Source organism: Streptomyces atriruber (assembly GCF_001418325.1).
GTDB lineage: Bacteria > Actinomycetota > Actinomycetes > Streptomycetales > Streptomycetaceae > Streptomyces > Streptomyces atriruber.
The window spans coordinates 1-18,319 of the sequence record NZ_LIPN01000103.1 but is presented as its reverse complement, the minus strand read 5'-3'; the positions used below and the strand labels follow the sequence as shown (position 1 = coordinate 18,319).

Sequence of the window (18,319 nt, the reverse complement as noted above, 5' to 3'; positions counted from 1 at the left end):
ACCAAACACACCCACAAGCCCAGGGCAGCGAAGCCCGTAGCGCGCAGACCGCACGCACGCGGCATCACGCGCCCCATGGCGGCGGTCCACCAAGATCCGGTAAATAAATCCCCCCACCCGGAAATTGGTGACCTCACCGCAACACCCCGCGCGCCCGCCGAAATCGCGCGCGACGCCGGCAGCCCCATCTGGAATCCGGAGAGCCCTCTCAGCTCTTTCTTGGCGTGCCGGCCGGAAATTCCGGACACCGATGAGTCCGAAGCTCTCAAATAAGGTGACCCTCACCCCGGCATTTAATGCCCGGAATTATTCGCCTCCGCGAACGCGTCGCCGCTCTCCACTCCGGCTCTCCGGACCCGCGCAGCAATACAGGAATAGCGGTGTTATGTCCGGCCAGGACAGGCGTTCGTCATTCGTGGGCTTCGTGTGCAAATGGCTGGCACCGGGCACCGGGCCACACCGCCCTCGCAACCACACCGCACCATTCCCCACTGTTCAGGTCTGCCGGTCCGCCACCTATGTAGGTTCGGCGCATGAGCGGTGACTGGAAGAGGGACCGGATCGGGAGCGCACTGAAGGGTGAGAACCCCTCCGTGCTGCGGAGGTTGACGGCGGGCTTCGCCGTGATCGGCGACGTGCAGTTCCTGCCGGGATACTCGGTGCTCCTCGCCGATGACCCCGCCGTACAGCGCCTGTCGGACATGCCCAAGCCTCGACGGCTTCAGTTCCTGTCCGACATGGACCAGTTGGGCGAGGCCGTCGAGCGGGCCTGTCGCCGGATGGATCCGGCCTTCCGCCGCGTGAACCTGGAGATCCTCGGCAACACGGACCCCTTCCTGCACGCGCACGTCTGGCCGCGGTTCGAGTGGGAGCCCGCGGAGCTCGTCCGTACGCCGGTGTGGCTCTACCCGCGCGAACGGTGGAGTGACGACCAGTTCGCGCTCGGGCCGCAGCACGACGAACTGCGGGAGGCCATCCGCTCCGAGCTCGATCGGCTGACGGCGGACCGATGACGCGGCTCAGCGGCGAATCCACGCCCCTCTGCAGTCATCCGCAGTCATCCGCAACCGTCCTCACCATTCGCGCTCATTCACAGCCATCCGTAGCCCGTAGATCGCTTGCCCTCAGTGATCATCGGGGCGCGGCAAGACCCTGACCTGCAGCTACGGGACAGCGCCTCGTAGAATCCCGGGTGAGTACGCGGATATCCCGACCCCGGACCGCCGCCGGTGCCCACGTCCCTGCCGACCGCGAGGGAAGCCGGGCCGACTCCTGCCCTTCTGCCTTCGCCGTCCGGGTCTCCCGTCGGCCCTGCCCCGGAACCGCACTGTCTTGAGCACCGACGAAATCATCGACACGCAGCCCGTCGCCGCATCCCCCGCAGCCCGCGTCTCGGCCGACCGGCCCTCCCGACGCACCCGTTCACGCTTCCTCTCCCGGCTCCTCGCCGGACGCGCTCCCGCACCCCCGTCACCCGGCGCCGCGCTGCACAACGTCAGTGCCGCGACTGCCGTCCTGCTGGTCCTGGTGGCCATAGGCTCCCTGATCCACGAGCCCGTGCTGATACCCCCGCTCGCCGCGTCCGCGGCGATCATTCATGGCGCGCCGGGGTTGCCGCTCGCTCAGCCTCGCAGTGTGATCGCCGGTCATCTGCTGTGTGCCGCCGTCGGTTACGCGGTCCTGGCCGCATCGGGCAGTTCGCCGTGGGCGGCGGCCCTCGCTGCCGGGATCAGCCTGGCCGTGATGACCGTGGCCCGTACCCCGCACTCCCCCGCGTGTGCGACCGCCGTCGTCATCGTCCTGAACACGCCGCGCCCCGCGACCTTCGTACCCCTGCTCGTGGGCTCCGCCGGGCTGCTCGTTCTCGCGGGGTGGGCCGCCTCGTACGCCCGCGCCGGTGCGCCCCGCTACCCCGTCTACTGGTGGTGACCCGGACTCGCCCACACGCCGCAGCGCCTGGTCTCATCGACTCCGCGAGCGCTCGAAGAGGAACCGTCGCTGGTCGTCCAGGAATCCGTCCGCGAAGAGCGAGTGGGGGGAGAGGAGCGCGGTGACGGTGGTCTTGAGGTCCGACTCCTCGATGGACTGCTTGAGCAGTGAATGGGCCGCGTCCGGGTAGCGCTCGACCGTCAATGCGCCGCCTGCATCCAGCACCTTGCGGTACGTGCGCTCCGTGTCGGCGGTGTCCACGTTGGTGTCATGGCCCGCGAGGGTCAGCAGCACCTGTACGCCGCGCAGCGCGCGGAGGTCCTGCGTGGCGTCCGCGGTGTGGTTCTTGGAGATGAAGCCCCATCGATCGGCGGTCATGCCGTCCGCATCACCGCCCATGGCCCTGACGTACTCCTCGTAGGTCGCGTGGCGGCCGAGCAGTCGGCGGATGGTGTCGCTCCTGGCGACTTCCGCCTTGGTACGGGCTGCTGACGCGTTGTCGGCGCGCAGCTCGGCGAGGAGGTTGTAGCGGCCCTGCTGGAGCCAGTTGATCGCGGGCGAGACGGCGATGACGAAGCTCACGGGCGTCTTGGCGGCGATCTTGGGCAGGACCCAGCCCGCCTGGCTGGCGCCCCAGAGTCCTATCCGGTCGCCGTCGACGTCCGGGCGGGCGCGCGCCCAGGCGATCGCGGCGGCCGCCTCGTCGGCCCGGTCGTCCATGGACTGGTCGAGCCAGTCGCCGGGTGCGCCCGCGACGCCGGGCTTGTCCCAGGACAGGGAGGCGTACCCGGCCTTGGCGTTCGCCTCCCACATGGGCCGATAACCGTCGTCATGGGTGGCGTCGACAGGGCCGTCGCCGTGGACGTACACGACAAGTCCGTGGCGCTCGCGGCCGTCCCTGGGGGTGGCCAGTACACCGTTGAGGGTGTGGCCGCCGTGGCGGATCGAGACCCGCTGCTCGTCCATGTCGTAGGAGTTCTGCCACAGCACCACACCGACGAGGCCGGTGACCACGACCAGGACCGCGACGAGTGACCACACGGCGATACGGAACCCGCGCCGTCGGGGCTGGTTCTTCGGGCCCATGGGCTGGCTGCCCCCCGTTCAGGATTGAGTCGGTTCCAGGTTTCCGGTTCCCGGTCCCCGATCTGAAACTATCGCTTTGTGAACGATCGTAGCTCCTTTGATAGCTTTGAGTCTCCGTTTCAGCGAGAAGGGGGCACAGCGTGGGACTGGACGCACTGGACGCAACAGGTCCCGGAGCCGGACCGGTGACGGTGCAGCGGGGGCTTCCGGCCGGAGCCGAGCGGCGGGCGGCCGAGCTGTACTGGGACGCCTTCGGCCGCAAACTCGGTCCCGCCCTGAACCCGCCGGGCAAGGCGGTGCCCTTCATCGCCGCCCACCTACACGCCGATCGTGCGGTCTGCGCGCTCCTCGACGGGCGGCTCGTCGGCCTCGCCGGGTACCAGCACGGCGGGCGGGCCTTCACCGGAGGACCGGCTCTCGCCGTGCTGCGCGCGTACGGACATCTGCGCGGACTGCACCGGCTCCTGCTCCTCGCCCTGTTCGAACGTCGCCCGGCCCCCGGACAGCTCGTCATGGACGGCATCGCCGTGAGTCCGGACATGCGCGGCCGGGGCGTCGGGAGCCTGCTCATCGAGGAAGTGGTCGCCGTCGCGACGGAGTCGCAGGACTGCCGGGAGATCAGACTGGACGTGATCGACACCAACCCGCGGGCCAGGGCACTGTACGAGCGGCGCGGCTTCACGGCCGTACGGACCGAGCGCACGCCCTATCTGCGCCGACTGCTCGGATTCGGCGCGGTCACCACCATGCACCGCCCGGTCGGAACAAGGGCCGGAGCGTGAGCAGGAGCAGGAGCCTCAACGAGAGCCGGAGCAAGAAGGGTCAGAGAGCCGTGAGCAACGAGAACGACCGCGTCGAAGTCCCCACCCGCATGCTCGTCCACGCGCTGATCCGCGAGGACGGCACCGTCGGCGCGGACGAGCTGTACACCGTCGCCAACGCCCTGGGCATGAGCGACCAGCAGGTGCGGCTGTGCATCAAGCGCCTCGTGGCCGAAGGCCGATTCACCCACGAGGGCCGCGGGCGCAAGGCGGAGCTGCACGCGACCGCGGAGACCACGCGTGCCCTCGCCCCCAACGCGGACTTCCTACGGCACGCGTTTCAACAGGACGCCGGGACCGCGCCCTGGGACGGTGTCTGGCACCTGGCCGCCTTCGCGGTGCCCGAATCGGAGCGCACCGCCCGGGACACCCTGCGCGAGACGCTCGTCCACCTCGGCGGCGCCTCGCTCCAGGGCGGGTTGTACGTCTGCGCCAACGCATGGGAGCCGTACGTCGAAGAAGCGGCCCACCGCCTCGGCGCCCACGGCGCCCTCACCCTCCTCACCACGACGGACCTGCGCAGGGGCGACGCCCAGGAGCCTGTCGAGCTCGCCCGGCGCCTGTGGCCCCTGCAGGAGATCGCCGACCGCTACCACCACCTCAGCCGCATCGCCCGACCCCGCCTCGCCCGGCTCACCGGCCCCGCCGAACTCCCCTCGTCCGCGCTCCTCACCATCGCCGTCGAGCTGGCCGCCGAACTCACCCGCGCCATGGACCCCGATCCGCTGCTGCCGCCCCAGCTCCTGCCCCAGCCCTGGCCCGGCACCCAGGCCCGGGAGGACATCGCACGGTGCTGGGCGGCCTTGTACGAACGCGACCGCAACCACGACCACGGCCACAATCACGACCAGGGCGAAGCCCGACCGGTCCTCTTCCGGCTCTACGCCGACATCACCCGCGAAGCAGCAGACCGGGTCACGCGCTGAGGACGGAACCGGCAGGCCCTGTGCATGCCACGGACCACTCCGGATAATCACGTGCCCTTGGCGGCGGGGATCGTTATCCTCGGCCTCATGAACGTCACAGGCCCTGGCACCAACGCAACCGCGCGAGCGACCAGCTCGCCGGTTGCCGCCGCCTGACGTCTTTCCCACTCCATCGGCGACCGGAAACGGACCGCCGATGATGTCTGTGGCTCACGCCTCGCTCCACCGTTCGTGCGGACCCGTTGTCCGGTGCCTCCCCGCTCGTACACGCGAAGGAGCCACCTCGTGAACACCGACCACGTCATCCGTACGTTCGTCGACTACTTCCAGGAGCGCGGACACCACCGCATCACCGGGTCGACCCTGCTGCCGCCGCCCGGCGACCCCGTGCTGTTCACCACCTCGGGCATGCACCCGCTCACCCCGTATCTGGAGGGGCGTCCGCACCCCCTCGGCAACCGGCTGGTCAACGTGCAGCGTTGTCTGCGGACCACCGACCTCGAAGAAGTCGGCGATCCCACGCATCTCACCGTCTTCGAGATGCTCGGCACCTGGTCGCTCGGCGACTATGAGGGGCCGCAGAGCCTGCGTTGGGGGTACGAGCTCCTCACCGAGGGGTTCGGTGTCGATCCGCGCATGATGTACGCCACCGTCTTCGGCGGCGACGACCGCACGGGCCCGGACACCGCCTCGCTGGAGGTGTGGGAAGAGCTCGGGGTTCCCGTGGAGCTCACCGTGGAGGACAACTGGTGGTCCAACGGGCCGACCGGCCCCTGCGGCCCCGATTCCGAGATCTTTCTGTGGACCGGCGACACTCCGCCGCGGTCGACGCCCACCCAGGACGACCGTTGGGTGGAGATGTGGAACCACGTGACGATGCGCTACCGGAAGCTCGACGACGGTTCGCTCGTGCCGCTCCCCCAGCGCAACGTCGACACCGGCCTCGGCCTCGAACGGCTGGTCTCGACCCTGCAGGGCAAGCCGTCGGTGTTCGAGTGCGATGTGTTCGACCCCTGGCGTCGGCTCGTGCCGGGACTGTGGCCGCTGGACGAGTCGTCGCTGCGGCTCGTCTGCGACCACCTGCGGTCGGCCGTGGTGGTCATCGGCGACGGGGTGCGTCCCGGCAACACCGGTCGCGGCTATGTGCTGCGACGGCTGGTGCGGCGCCTGCTCACCGTTCTCTGGCGTGACGATCCCGGGTCGCGCGGCCTGGGAGACCTGCCGGACGACCTGATCCGGCACACGCTGGACCACTTCCGTCAGGCCATGGAACCCGTCGACGTACGTGTGATCCTGCTCGACGAGGAGCAGCGGTTCCGTCGGCTTCTGGAACGAGGACGGCGCGTCCTCGCCCAGCCCCGCTTCCGAGGACCGCTGGACGAGGAGCACCTGCACTACCTCCACGACACGCACGGCCTGCCGCGTGATCTCGTATTGAGCCTGCGCCCGGAGTGAGTGGGCACCGGGCGGAGAACGGTGGGTCGTGGTTGGTGGGTCATGGGTGGTGGGGGCGTCAGCCGATGATGGCGTCCATCTCTCGCTGGATGATCTCCTGGAACGGCACGTCGTCGTAGTTGCTGAGGATGACGCCGACCCAGCCGGAGTCCGGGTAGATGTTCCAACTGGCGTTGCTGCCGGGGTTGACGCCGGCGCGCCCGTTCACCCACTGACCGCTCACTAGGCTGATCGGCATCATGTAGGTCGCGAACGCCGCGTCGGCGGGGGCGGCCCCGGCGCTCCGCAGGCCGCCGCCCTGCGGGGCGAGGGGGTACTTGGCCCCGAAGAACAGTTCGGCGTAAGGCCGGTCGAGTACCGTGCCGTCGCCCAGCGCGTTCGCGAACCGGACCAGGTCCGGGGCGGTGGCGAAACCGCCGTCGCCGGGAAAGTCGATGAAGCTGCGGCCCGGGTTCTTGCCCAGTTGGAGCGGGTCCGGGCTGCCCTTGTCCAGGTTGCGGACGGCGTCCACCCGGCTGCCGTCGGCCTGGCGCATGTACGAGTGCGCGATGTGCTGGTCGGTGAGCCACTGCGGTCTGGTGTAGAACGCCGTGCCGGTCATGCCGCACCGCCCGAAGACGTGTTCCTCGACGTAGTCCCAGTACGTCGTGCCACTCACGGCCTGCACGATCAGCGCCGGGATGGCGACCTCGGCACCTGCATGGTCGGTGGGCGTGCCGGGAGGGGCCACCGGCTTCGACTGCCGTGCCCACTGCTCGTAGAACTCCTGCACCTCCTCCCGGCTCCGGAAGATGCGTTCCAGGTCCTCGTCCGGGGTGTTGAGCCCGGAGATGCCGGAGAGCAGGTGGTGGATGGTTATCTTCTCGGCGATCTCCTTGGGAAAGCCCTTCAGGTACGTGCCCACCGTGTCCGAGAGGGTCAGCTTGCCCTGCTGCGCCAGCTGCAGGATGGCCACCGCGCCGAACGGCTTGCCCGCCGAGGAGAGGTTGAACGCGACGCCCTCGTGGTTGCGGATCCCCTTCTCCTTGTCGGCCATTCCGTAGCTGCGCGACAGCACCGTCCGGCCCCGGTGCGACAGCAGCACCACGCCGGAGAACTTGTCCTCGGCGGCCAGCTTCGCCACGTATCGGTCGTAGGCTCCACCAGGCCGGGTGTCCGGCGGGATGGCGCGGGAGTCAGCCCGGGCCGGAGCCGCCTGGCCGGGGTGGGCGCCCACCAGCTGCGCACCGGCCGCCGCCACACCGGCGGCCGCCACCCCTCCCCAGCCGAGCAGCCGCCGCCGGTCGACACCACGTGCGGAATCCGAATCCATGATCACGTTCCTCCCCTGGCTGATGAACCGACCGTTGCTGCACGGCGGCCCGTCCTCCCACCGAATACGGAGGAGCGTTGCGGTGGCGTATGCGTTTTTCGATACGCCCGCGATAGGCGCGCGATGCACCGGCACACGCCGAGCGCTCGCGCACTCCGGCCTGCCGTCCTTACCTTCCGCTTAATCGACGAGTGACCGCCCTCTGGCGAGAGTCGGCACATCGCACCGCACGAACGGCCCTCAGCACGGCCTCTGCACCGCTCCGGAAGGACCCGCTCATGCGGAACTTCGCAGGCTCCGACGGGACCCGCCTCTTCTACACCGACGGGGGGGCGGACCGACTGGGTGCAGGGCAAGCCCGTGGTGTTCGTGGCCGGGGCCTGGCTCGGCAGCAGCTCCTGGGGAGTTCCAGCTGCCTCCGCTGACCGAGCGCGGTCTGCGCTGCATCGCCTACGGCGGACGCGGGCACGGTCGTTCCGACCGGGTCGGGCACGGCTTCGACTACGACGCCCTCGGCGACGATCTCGCCGCGCTGCTCGATCACCTCGACCTGCGCGAAGTGACTCTGGTGGCGCACTCGATGGGTGGCGGTGAGGTGATCCGCCATCTGTCGCGTCACGGGCACGGCCGGGTCAGCCGGGTGGCGCTCATCGGGACCACCGCGCCGTTCCCGCTGGCGGCGCCGGACAACTCCGACGGCGTCCCCCGGGAGGTCTTCGACGCCATGGCGGCCGAGCGTACGAAGGACCGGCCGCGGTGGACGGCTCAGAACTCGCAGGCGTTCTTCGCGACGCACCTGGGAAACACCGTCTCCACCGAGCTCACGGGCTGGATGGTCCGGCAGTGCCTCGACTGTTCGGCCAGGGCCGCGGTCGAGGCGGTGAAGACCGCGTACTGCACCGATCTCCGTGAGGAGGCCGGTGCGATCGAGGTGCCGGCCTTGATCCTGCACGGCGACGCCGACGCCTCCACTCCCGTCGCCCTCCGCGGCCGGCGGCCGGCAGCCGGCCGAGCTCGTGCCGGACAACGTGTACAAGGAGTACCCGCTGGCCGGGCACGGCATCTTCGTCACCCACGCGGATGGGGTCAACCAGGATCTGCTCGACTTCGTCGGCGGGGCGTAGAGGCGGGGCCCCGGCCGTGTCTCCTTCCGCCACGCCCTTCTCGCCACACCCGTCCCGCCAGCCCCGGCAGGCACGCCCGGGTCACCTAGACTCGGCAAATGGCCAAGTACTTCGACGTGCATCCCGACAACCCCCAGCGGCGCAGCATCAGCAGCGTCGTCGACGGGATCCGCTCCGGCGCCCTCGTCGCATATCCGACGGACTCCTGTTACGCGCTGGGGTGTCAGCTCGGCAGCCGCGACGGCATGGACCGGATCCGGTCGATCCGGCAGCTCGACGACCGTCACCACTTCACCCTCATGTGCGAGAGCTTCGCGCAGATGGGGCAGTTCGTTCACCTCGACAACGACGTGTTCCGCGCCATCAAGGCCGCCACGCCCGGCAGTTACACCTTCATCCTGCCCGCCACCAAAGAGGTGCCGCGCCAGATGATGCACCCGAAGAAGAAGACGGTCGGCGTGCGGATCCCCGACCACACGGTCACCCAGGCCCTCCTCGCCGAGCTCGGCGAGCCGCTGCTGTCCAGCACGCTGCTCCTGCCCGAGCAGGAGGAGCCGCTGACCCAGGGCTGGGACATCAAGGAGCGCCTCGACCACCTCGTGGACTCGGTCATCGACTCCGGCGACTGCGGCACCGAGCCCACCACCGTCATCGACTTCTCAGACGGCGAGGCGGAGATCGTGCGCCGGGGCGCGGGCGACACCAGCCGCTTCGAGTAGCGGTCTCCCCGGCGGAGCTGTCGGTGTGGCTGCAAGGATGCGGTCATGGAGCAGATAGTGAGTCGGCAGGAAGCGTCGGATGCGGTCCGGGATCACGGGTGGCGCTACATGCTGGGCGCCCTGCAGACGTCGGTTCCGGTCGGGACGTTGGCTCAAGCGATCAGCCTGGCGGCGGACGCTGTCGCAGCATGTGGCGACGACGCCGATCGCCATCTCCGGGTTGATGTCCGCCCCGATCTGGCCGTCTTCACGCTGCAGTCGCTGGACCACGCGGCGGTCACCACCCGGGACATCGAACTCGCGCGTCGGATCTCTGCCACCGCTGACAAGTCCGGGCTTGTGCCGGGTCCCGGACTCGGAACGGGGGCACCGAGGTCGGTCCAGGTGGTGGAGATCGCCATCGATGCGCTGAGCATCTCCAGGATTCGGCCCTTCTGGAAGGCCGTGTCGGGCTATGCCGATGAGGCGGGCGCCGAGGGGCCGGAGGATCCGCTCGTCGACCCGCTCCGACAGGGTCCGGCCATCTGGTTCCAGCAGATGGACCGGGCGCGTCCGCAGCGTAATCGCATTCACCTCGACATCTGTGTTCCGCATGACGAGGCGTCTCGGCGGATCGAAGCCGCGCTGGCGGCCGGGGGCCGACTCGTGTCCGCGGGCCGTGCCCCCGCCTTCTGGGTGCTTGCCGACGTCGAGGGGAACGAAGCCTGCGTCACCACGTGGCAGGGCCGGGACGGCTGACACAACGTGCCGGTGGCCGGCGCGGTGGCCGATGAGCAGGAACGAGCGCAGCCATCGGGGGTGTGGGCCACGGCGGTGGGAGTGGCCAGGGTGCGGGCGCTGGAGACCGAGCGGGACAACGCGCTGTTCCGCGATCGACTGGCACAGGCCTTCGCCACCGCCGGTGGCCTGTGGCCCTCGTCGCCGCCGCCCGTTGACGAGGCCGCGCGACGCCGTCGGCTCGCCGTGTCGTTCTCCATCGTCATGGGGACGAAGTTCCTCGACGACCTGCTGCGGCCGGCCTCCGTGTCCGGGGTCCGGCAGGTCGTGCTGCTGGGCGCCGGTATGGGCAGCAGGGCCTTCCGGACGGACTGGCCCGAGGGCACCCGGCTGTTCGAGGTCGACGCCGCCGCGCCACTGGACTTCAAGGCGTCGGTGCTGCGCCAGGAGCGGGCCGCCGCACGCTGCGAGCGGATCACCGTCGCGGTGGAGCCACTGCCGGCCCGAATCAGCGGGCAGTCGGCGGCAGACAGTCGGATGGGACTGACATGGGGGCTCGCGCGGCGTGATCGAGCCCTTCGGCACGGATGCCTCGCCGGGGTCGGCGGCGTCCATGCGGGTCTCGGAAATGCCCGACGACCCGGTGGGCTGGCTGAACGGGCACGGTTGGGCGGCCGACAGCCACACCCTGCGCGAGAGCGCCGCCGCCTACGGCCGCCCGATCAGCACCCCGCCCCAGCGCGAGCAGTTGTCCGGCGGACTGATCTCGGCGGTCCGCCGCCGCACTTGAACGAGCTGCCGCTTTGCGCTCACTGCAGGGCCCCGGCGTCGAAGCCACCCTCGACCGGCGTGCAACCTGACCCGGCGTCCAACACCGACCAGCGGACCCGAACACAGTCAGGTGTCAGTGCCCAACGCTCGGTCAGCTCACCGGCGCGCAGCACCCGTCCCTGCGCATCAGGCGTCCCGCCTCCAGCCAGTACGAGTCGTCGCGTGCGGCCGCGTCCGGCGGGGCCGTCCCCGCGCCGTCCTTCCGTTGCCGCTGCTCCCGCCGTTCGAACGCCGAGGTCAGGTCCTCCGTCCTGTGAAGGGTTCCGCCCCGGAGCACCGACACGGTCCGCACCATCGTGTCGAAGTCCGTGAACGGGTCGCCGTCCACCATGGTGAGGTCGGCGACCTTGCCTGCCTCCACCGTGCCCAGTTCGTGGTCCAGGCCGAACACCCGGGCCGGTAGCACGGTCGCGGTGCGCAGGGCCTGCGCCGGGGTCAGGCCGCCCAGGTGCAGGGCGCGCAGGCCCAGGTGGAGGGCGAGGCCCACCGGGACGATGGGCTGGTCGGTGCCCAGGGCCACCTGGCCGCCGGCGGCGAGGATCCGGCGGTAGATGTCGGTTTCCGTGCGGAGCGTGGCAAGTTGGGCCTCGCTCGGCGGGACGGTCGAGCCCGTCTTCACCGCGGCGGCGTCCCAGGGCGGCATCACCGCGGTGACGCGCGGGTCGTCCGCGAGGCCCGGGTCCGCGCCGAGCAGCGGCGCCGAGGTGAACGGGGTGGCGATGAGCGAGAAGGCCGCGCCCCGTGCGGTGTAGATCTCGATGACGTCGTCCCAGGCGCGGCCCGTGGCCGTGATGGCGTGGCCGAACTCGGCTCGCTGGGTTGCCTGCAGATGGGTCGTCAGGTCTTGGCCGAGTTGGATGCCGGGTGAGAGCAGGTGGCCTCCTGTGCGCACACCGAGCTTCTCGTGGGCGAACCGTGCGGCCTCCTCCATCACCCAACCCGGCGCCCGGACGTAGGTTTTGACGAAGTCCCAGTCGAGTGCCGTGCCGCGTCGCAGCGAGCGTCGCAGTGCCGCCCTGCTCCGGTGGGCGCGGCCCATGCTGTACGCGACGCGGGCACCGTCCAGGAGTTCGCCCGTCGTGAGGAGGCGGGGGCCTGCGAGTTCGCCGGTGGCCACCGCCTCGCGGACGCGGGCCTGTTCGTAGGCGAAGCCGCCCAGCGACACCGCCGTGGTGATGCCGTACGTCAGTTGGCCCGCCGTCTGGCGGCCGCCGTACGTCGTCTGCCAGGGATGCGTGTGCGTGTCCCACAGTCCGGGGACGACCGTGTGCCGCGAGGCGTCGACGCGGCGGTCGGCAGGGCTGCCGGATCCGGCGGGGCGGTGTGCTCGCACGGAGGCGATGCGGCCGTCGCGTACGACGATGTCGACGTCCTCCCGTACTTCGTCGCCGGTGCCGTCCCACAGTCGGCCTGCGTGCACGACGACGTCGGCGGGTGACGGCCTGCGCTGGTCGAACGGCACTCGTACCGTGCGCGGGCCCTCGCCGTCCACGCCGATGAGGCGCAGCCGTCCGCTGGAGAGGTAGAGGAGCGACTTCGAGTCGCCCGCCCACGAAGGGTGGTCGGCCGGTTCGTCGGAGAGCGTCCGCAGTGGGCCGCGCGGCGTGCCGTCGGGCGTCACGGGCAGCAGGCACAGGGCCGATTCGACGATCACCGCGAGCCATCGGCCGTCCGGTGACCAGACGGGGCCCGAGTCGTAGCGGTCGGAGAGCGAGGCGTGCGGGGCCACGGCATGCAGACGGTCCGCGCCGGTGTCCACGTCGGCGATCCGGATGAGGTTGTAGCCCTCGCGGAAGCGCTGGTTGATGCGGTTTCGGTCGCACAGCGCGACGTACCGGCCGTCGGGCGACCAGCTGGGCCGCCCCGGCAGGCCTCCTCCGCCGAGCGGTGTCACCAGGGCGCGTTCGGTGCCCGACGCGAGGTCACGCACGACGAGGCGGCCGGTCATGTCCAGGCAGGCGAGCCGGTCGCCGTCGGGTGAGAGCACCGGGTGGACCCGGCCGCCGGTGGCCAGTGCGGTCTCGGTTCCGGTGGCGAGGTCGTGGCGGTACGCGCCGAGCAGTCCGTCGCGGTCGTCGGCGTACACCAGGGACTTGCCGTCCCGTGCCCAGGTCGGTCCCAGGAGGTAGCCGGTGGCCGAAGCCCGGTGGAGCCGCCGGGGCGGCTTGCCGCCTGAAGTGTTCGCGAGCCAGAGCGAGTTGAGGGCGGCGAAGGCGATCCGGCGGCCGTCCGGTGACAGTGCGGGCAGGTGGATGCCGCGCGTCGGGCGTGCCCGCCCGAGGCCCAGGTCGTACTCCTTGACCCGGTAGTGCGGGCGCGTCACCGGCAGGGTGGCGTCGAAGGGGATCACTTCGGGCTCGCCCGGGCCGCCGAGGCCGTCCGGCCCACTCACGCCATCCGGCCCGCCCGAGCCGTCGGGACGTACGAGAGTGAAGCGGCCGTCCACGGTCAGCAGGAGCCTCCCCTCCGCCGTCCAGCGCGGCGGCACGGGAGCCAGGTCACCGTCGAGCGCGACGGGCCCGCCGTCGACGACGAGGGTGCAGGACGCGCGGGGCGCGGCCGTGGTCCGCAGGTAGGCGAGGCGTTTGCCGTCCGGGGCCAGGGCGGGCGTCATGACCTGTGCCGTCGCGGTCTCGGTGTGGGCGACGGTGACGGGGCCCGCTCCCCCCGCGGGAACGGACGCGATGGTGCGGGCTTCGAGCGCGGTGCTGCCCTGCGGCGTGGTGACCGGTTTGCCGCGGACGAAGAGCAGGCGGCTGCCGTCCGGTGACCAGGTGGGGTCGAAGTCCTCCCACGGCCCGTCCTGCAAGGGCCCTTCCTGGCCGGGCCGACCGGTCACCCGGGTGAGTCGGCCGCTGGAGAGGTCCAGGACGTGGATGCGGTACGAGCCGCCCCGCACCGGGTCGCCGCCGCGCTCGGAGGCGAACGCGATGCGCGATCCGTCGGGCGACCAGGCGGGGCCCCGGTCGTCCCAGGGGCCGTCGGTGCGCTGTCGCAGCCTGGAACCGTCGGCGCGCACCGTCCAGATGTGGAAGCCGCCGTCCTGGTACGCGCAGAACGCGACCGACGTCCCGTCCGGCGCGTACACGGGCCGGTTCGGTTCCAGCCCGGCCGGTGTCAGCGGCACCGCCTCGCCGCCGGCGCGGGGCAGGGACCAGAGCGTGGCCTGCGCCTCGAAGACGAGCCGGTCCGCGGCGGTCGAGAGGGTCGCCGCGCCGTTCGTGACGCGGGTGAACGAGAGGGGGACCGTGGTCCGCGGCCGGGCCGGGGTGGGGGCGGCGACGCCGAGGGCGGCGGCCGCCCCGGACGCGCCCGCGGCGACGAACAGTTGACGTCGGGACAGAGGCAACACCGTGTTGTGCCGGTCACAGTCCATGACACAGAACACTCGCCCATCGCCACCGCCGTGGACAACACCAAACGACGCCAACACGCCGGTGTTCTGCCCCGCCGACGCCCTACGTCGGGAACTCGCCGAGCCAGCCCCGGGTGAGGAAGTGCTTCGGCAGGTACGGCGACTCGTCGTCGACGGGGAAATCCGAGTCGTACGCCAGGCATGCCATCGCGAGCGGGCCGAGGGCCACGCGGCTGTACAGGGCCGTGGTCCCGGCTCCTGCCCGGCCGTTCCAGTACCGCTCGTGGTGGCCGAGCGCTTCGGCGAGGGCCTGGGCGAACGCGTCTCGATCGCCCGCGATCAAGCGGTGGAGGAGGGCGGCGGGCTGATAGTCGATCAGGTTGAGGAAATCGGCCGGGGTACGGGTCGCGACGTCGGGGTGGGACGTCTCCATGGTGGCGATCAGGTGCTGGACGACGTCGTCCATGGGCCGCCTGAGCCAGAACGCCCGCAGGGTTTCGATCCAGTGGAAGACGTACTCGTCGACGGGCGTCGACCGGCGCAGGTCGTCCAGCGGCACGTTGCACAGCAGGTTCAGCCGGTCCCGTTCCCTGCACACGACGGCGAGGTAGAAGGCGTCGAGCCAGGCGTGGGCGTCCGCGCCCGGCACGGGTCCGGTGGCGGGCAGGTGCAGGGAGCGGTCGGCGATGCGGCACTCCACCGTGCCCTCGGCGGAGGCCGTCGTGCGGAACAGTGCCGAGCCGGTCTGCATCGCCCACACCCATGCCTCCCAGGTCTCCAGGAGCGCACCGTCCGGGTCGGCGGCGAAGCGTACGTCGCTCAGCCGCTTCGTGGCGGCGAAGGTGTGGGCGACGCCCGCGGAGCTCTGCGCGAGCCGGGCGATGCCCTCGGCCGCGGCGGCGGGGTCGAGCTCGGCCGCGTCGGCCTCCGCCCCGACCGGTGCGGCGCCGGGGGCGGGATGCGGCTGCCGTTCCGGCCGGGCGGGCTCCGGTTCCGGCCGCACGGGCGCGCTCTCGGCGTGCAGCCTCTTCATCACCTCCATCAGCTCGGGCGGCGGCACCACGGAGAAGGAGCGGGTCTCGTGGTCGATGGCGGTGAGCGAGGTCAGCCGCCCCTGGTGCCACCAGTACAGCCGCGGCGACAGTGCGCCCGGGCCGTCCTCGTAGGCGCCGAGCGCGTACGCGGCCAGGTCGTTGACCGCGTCCACCACCGTGCCGTCCTCGATCGGGTGGAACGCCAGCAGGTTGCGGCTGGGCAGGACGACGAGGGCGCCCTCCTCCGGCAGGTCGCTGCCGGTGGTCGCGCGGGCCAGTTCGGGGAGCACGAGCGCTTTGCTCGCCACGAACGGCGAGTCTCCGTAAACGGTCCACAGCCGCGCGCCCTGCGGGCCGGTCACCTCGTCGTGCTCGACGAGTTCACGGATGAGGTTGTTCCGGGCCGCCGCCCAGAGCTGCTCGATACCGGCACGCGCCACGTCGTGGTCGTCGAGGATGCGCACGGAGGTGGGCGCGTCGAGGGCGAGCGCCAGGAGGAGGCCTTCGGCGACCGGACGCGCGTAGCGGAACGCGTTCGCCGTCTCGCCGGGGAACGCGTCGTCGGGCAGGAGGCGCAGGACCGTTCTGTCGAGCAGTTCCTGCGCGCTCTCCCCGCCCCGCGACGCGTTGTCCAGCGTCGTGAAGTGCTGCTCGACCAGGCGGGGCCAGTGCTCCTCGGCCGTGGCACGGCACTGGTGCGCCAGGTTCGGGAGCGGGCTGCGGCGCCCGTCGCCCCACAGCACGGCGTCGCCCTCGACCCGCGGGCGTATCCCGTGGCGGGTGAGGAAGTGATCGGCTGTCAGGCTCCGCAGGCGTTCGGCCTGCGGGAGAGTCAGCATCGGCAGATGGGGGTCGGGTGCGTGGTGTTCGTTCACCCGGCGACTCTACGAAGGGAGTGCCGGGTGAGTCACAAAGGGGGTATTGGGGCGTCCGTGTAAGGCCAGGAGATGACGTCGGGCCTGCGCGTACCCCCAGGGGCTGGCAGCGAGTGATACCACGGTCCGACGCGACGCCAACTCACCCTGCAATAGCGTCTTTTGCCATGACGACCACTCGGAACACCGTGCGCAGACGTGCCCTTGCCACCGCCATCGCCCTCTCCCTCGCCCTGCCTCTCGCGGGCGGAGCGACCGCCTTCGCCGCGGGTCCGGGCGGCTCCGACCACGCCTCGCCGAATGCCACCTCGTCGAGCACCGCGTCGACGGCACTCCGCCTTCCGCGCCCCACCGGTCCGTACGCGGTCGGACGTGACACCCTGCACCTCGTCGACAAGAGCCGCCCCGACCCCTGGGTGCCCTCGGCGGGCGCTCGCGAGCTGATGGCGTCCGTGTACTACCCCGGGCGGCACGGCGGCGGGCACCCCACCTCGTACACGTCCGAGGAGGAGGCCCGGCTCCTGCTGGAGTGGTGGAAGCAGGACAAGGCGCTCTCCCCCGCCGAGTACAGCGCCACCCGCACCTTCGCGCGCACCGGGCTGCGCCCCGCGCCGGGGCGGTTCCCGCTGATCGTGCTCTCCCCCGGGTTCACCGCCCCGCGCTCCACGCTGACCCATCTCGCCGAGGATCTGGCGAGCCGGGGCTTCGTCGTGGCGACCGTCGACCACGCCTACGAATCCCTGGGCACGGAGTTCCCCGGTGGCCGCATGCTCACCTGCAAGGCCTGCGGCCCCGTCGAGGAGCCCGGCGGAGGCGAGATCGCCACCAAGGGACGGGCCAGGGACATCTCGTACGTCATCGACCGGCTGACGCAGACCGGCGGCAAGGGCGGCTGGCGGCACGCCCGCATGATCGACGAGAAGCGGATCGGCGCGGGCGGGCACTCCATCGGCGGGTCCGCCACGCTCGCCACCATGACCGCCGACCGCCGTGTGCGGGCCGGTATGAACATGGACGGCCACTTCCACACCGGGCCCACCGGGCTCGGCGGCCGCCCCTTCCTGATGATCGGCGCCGAGACGATCCACACGCCCGGCGTCGAGGACGGCAAGAACTGGGACGAGACCTGGCAGGGCCTGAACGGCTGGAAGCGGTGGCTCACCGTCAAGGGGTCGGGCCACTTCACGTTCACCGACGTGCCCGTCCTGGCCGAGCAAGCGGGTGTGGCCGACCCCGAGGTGCCGCTGTCCGGTGAGCGCTCCGAGCAGATCACGCGCGCGTACATCGGCGCGTTCTACGAGAAGTGGCTGCGCGGCACCCCGCAGCCGCTGCTCGACGGACCGACGCCGGGGAACCCCGAGGTGACCTTCCAGCACCGCTGAGCGGCCGGGCCGCCAGGAGTTCGTCGCGACCCGGTTAGCATGTAACACATGAATGACATAAGTGACCCTTACGAGCTGCGGGTGGAAGTGCCGTCCGTCGAGACCTTCCGCCGCCTGCGCACCGACGCCGGCCTCTCCGACAGGGCGCCCGAAGCCGTCGCGCTCGCCCTGCCGAACACCTGGCACGGAGTGGTGCTCCACCACGAGGGCGAGCCGATCGGCATGGGACGGATCATCGGTGACGGCGGCACCGCGTTCCAGGTCGTCGACATCTGCGTACACCCCGCCCACCAGGGACGGGGGCTCGGCAGGCGCATCATGGCCGCGCTCACCGAGGAGCTGGAGCGGCGGGCGCCCGCGACCGCTTACGTCTCATTGATCGCCGACGGCCCCGCGCGCTACCTCTATGAGAAGTTCGGCTTCGCCGACACGGCGACGCACGACTCGATCGGCATGTACCGCTCGATGGGCGCTCGATGATCGCGCGCTGACCATGCACTGACCACGCAGTCACCACGCGCCGACCGCGTGGCGACCGTGCGCGTACGGCGCGGGCCGCCCGGCGCAGGATCCTGTGCCGGGCGGCAAGGTTGGTCCGCACCAACTCCTTGACGGGGCACTGGAGTCTGCCTTAAATCAAGTACTGAACGAAGTGAACACGACGGATTGTGCGCCGCGTTCACTTCTCGACAGTTCTTTGTCATGCGCATGCCCCACCCGCCACCGCCCCCACGCGAAGCGATGTGATGACAG

General features: G+C 71.0%; 14 protein-coding genes and 2 pseudogenes. 12 read left to right on the top strand and 4 right to left on the bottom strand.

Translation table 11 applies throughout. The features are described from left to right. The 3 genes from AOK03_RS43430 to AOK03_RS12310 form a co-directional block, all read left to right on the top strand. Positions 1–273, top strand: a 273-nt coding sequence (locus tag AOK03_RS43430) for a hypothetical protein (protein ID WP_208609533.1), incomplete at its 5' end; no start/stop codon positions are given. 260 nt (positions 274–533) lie between these two features. Next, positions 534–1,013, top strand: a complete 480-nt coding sequence (locus tag AOK03_RS12315; RefSeq protein ID WP_055565255.1) for an HIT family protein — start codon at positions 534–536, stop codon at positions 1,011–1,013. A gap of 319 nt (positions 1,014–1,332) precedes the next feature. After that, positions 1,333–1,929, top strand: a complete 597-nt coding sequence (locus AOK03_RS12310) for an HPP family protein (RefSeq protein ID WP_244177583.1) — start codon at positions 1,333–1,335, stop codon at positions 1,927–1,929. A 33-nt stretch (positions 1,930–1,962) separates the two neighbouring features. On the opposite strand, the gene AOK03_RS12305 is transcribed toward AOK03_RS12310, so the two are convergent. Next, entirely contained in the window at positions 1,963–2,970 is a 1,008-nt protein-coding gene (locus AOK03_RS12305; protein ID WP_244177582.1) for an alpha/beta hydrolase family protein, read from the bottom strand. A 185-nt stretch (positions 2,971–3,155) separates the two neighbouring features. On the opposite strand from AOK03_RS12305, the gene AOK03_RS12300 reads away from it, so the two are divergent. The 3 genes from AOK03_RS12300 (at position 3,156) to AOK03_RS12290 (ending at position 6,217) form a co-directional block, all read left to right on the top strand. Then, positions 3,156–3,797, top strand: a complete 642-nt coding sequence (locus AOK03_RS12300; RefSeq protein WP_055565253.1) for a GNAT family N-acetyltransferase — start codon at positions 3,156–3,158, stop codon at positions 3,795–3,797. 89 nt (positions 3,798–3,886) lie between these two features. Continuing rightward, positions 3,887–4,762 carry a PaaX family transcriptional regulator C-terminal domain-containing protein gene (locus AOK03_RS12295; protein ID WP_055565256.1) on the top strand — a complete coding sequence of 292 codons (876 nt, stop codon included), beginning with the start codon at positions 3,887–3,889 and terminating at the stop codon, positions 4,760–4,762. Between the two features lie 285 nt (positions 4,763–5,047). Beyond that, positions 5,048–6,217 (top strand): alanine--tRNA ligase-related protein, encoded by a 1,170-nt coding sequence (locus tag AOK03_RS12290; protein WP_055565252.1) that lies wholly within the window; start codon positions 5,048–5,050, stop codon positions 6,215–6,217. A gap of 58 nt (positions 6,218–6,275) precedes the next feature. On the opposite strand, the gene AOK03_RS12285 is transcribed toward AOK03_RS12290, so the two are convergent. After that, a complete protein-coding gene (locus tag AOK03_RS12285) occupies positions 6,276–7,529 on the bottom strand; it encodes a serine hydrolase domain-containing protein (RefSeq protein ID WP_055565251.1) in 1,254 nt (417 codons plus the stop codon). 202 nt (positions 7,530–7,731) lie between these two features. Between AOK03_RS12285 and AOK03_RS12280 the strand changes: the two are divergent. The 4 genes and pseudogenes from AOK03_RS12280 to AOK03_RS12265 all read left to right on the top strand — a co-directional run. Next, a pseudogene (locus AOK03_RS12280) lies at positions 7,732–8,445 on the top strand (alpha/beta fold hydrolase); the annotation flags it as partial. A gap of 306 nt (positions 8,446–8,751) precedes the next feature. Then, positions 8,752–9,372, top strand: a complete 621-nt coding sequence (locus AOK03_RS12275) for an L-threonylcarbamoyladenylate synthase (RefSeq protein ID WP_055565250.1) — start codon at positions 8,752–8,754, stop codon at positions 9,370–9,372. Between the two features lie 45 nt (positions 9,373–9,417). After that, the gene (locus tag AOK03_RS12270; RefSeq protein ID WP_055565249.1) at positions 9,418–10,110 is read left to right on the top strand and encodes a VOC family protein; all 693 of its coding nucleotides are present in this window, start codon (positions 9,418–9,420) and stop codon (positions 10,108–10,110) included. Between the two features lie 60 nt (positions 10,111–10,170). Further along, positions 10,171–10,879 (top strand): annotated as a pseudogene (locus AOK03_RS12265) (SAM-dependent methyltransferase). A 132-nt stretch (positions 10,880–11,011) separates the two neighbouring features. On the opposite strand, the gene AOK03_RS12260 reads toward AOK03_RS12265, so the two are convergent. Both AOK03_RS12260 and AOK03_RS40780 read right to left on the bottom strand, forming a co-directional pair. After that, positions 11,012–14,296: an amidohydrolase family protein gene (locus AOK03_RS12260; RefSeq protein WP_055565248.1), complete on the bottom strand. Its 3,285-nt coding sequence runs from the start codon at positions 14,294–14,296 to the stop codon at positions 11,012–11,014. An 82-nt stretch (positions 14,297–14,378) separates the two neighbouring features. Then, the gene (locus AOK03_RS40780; protein WP_244177581.1) at positions 14,379–16,184 is read right to left on the bottom strand and encodes an immunity 49 family protein; all 1,806 of its coding nucleotides are present in this window, start codon (positions 16,182–16,184) and stop codon (positions 14,379–14,381) included. Positions 16,185–16,351: 167 nt separating this feature from the next. Here AOK03_RS40780 and AOK03_RS12250 point away from each other — a divergent pair, with 167 nt between their 5' ends. Together AOK03_RS12250 and AOK03_RS12245 are read left to right on the top strand one after the other, a co-directional pair. Further along, positions 16,352–17,566: an alpha/beta hydrolase family protein gene (locus tag AOK03_RS12250; RefSeq protein ID WP_055565246.1), complete on the top strand. Its 1,215-nt coding sequence runs from the start codon at positions 16,352–16,354 to the stop codon at positions 17,564–17,566. A 48-nt stretch (positions 17,567–17,614) separates the two neighbouring features. Then, positions 17,615–18,046, top strand: a complete 432-nt coding sequence (locus AOK03_RS12245) for a GNAT family N-acetyltransferase (protein WP_055565245.1) — start codon at positions 17,615–17,617, stop codon at positions 18,044–18,046. The last annotated feature ends 273 nt before the right edge of the window (positions 18,047–18,319 follow it).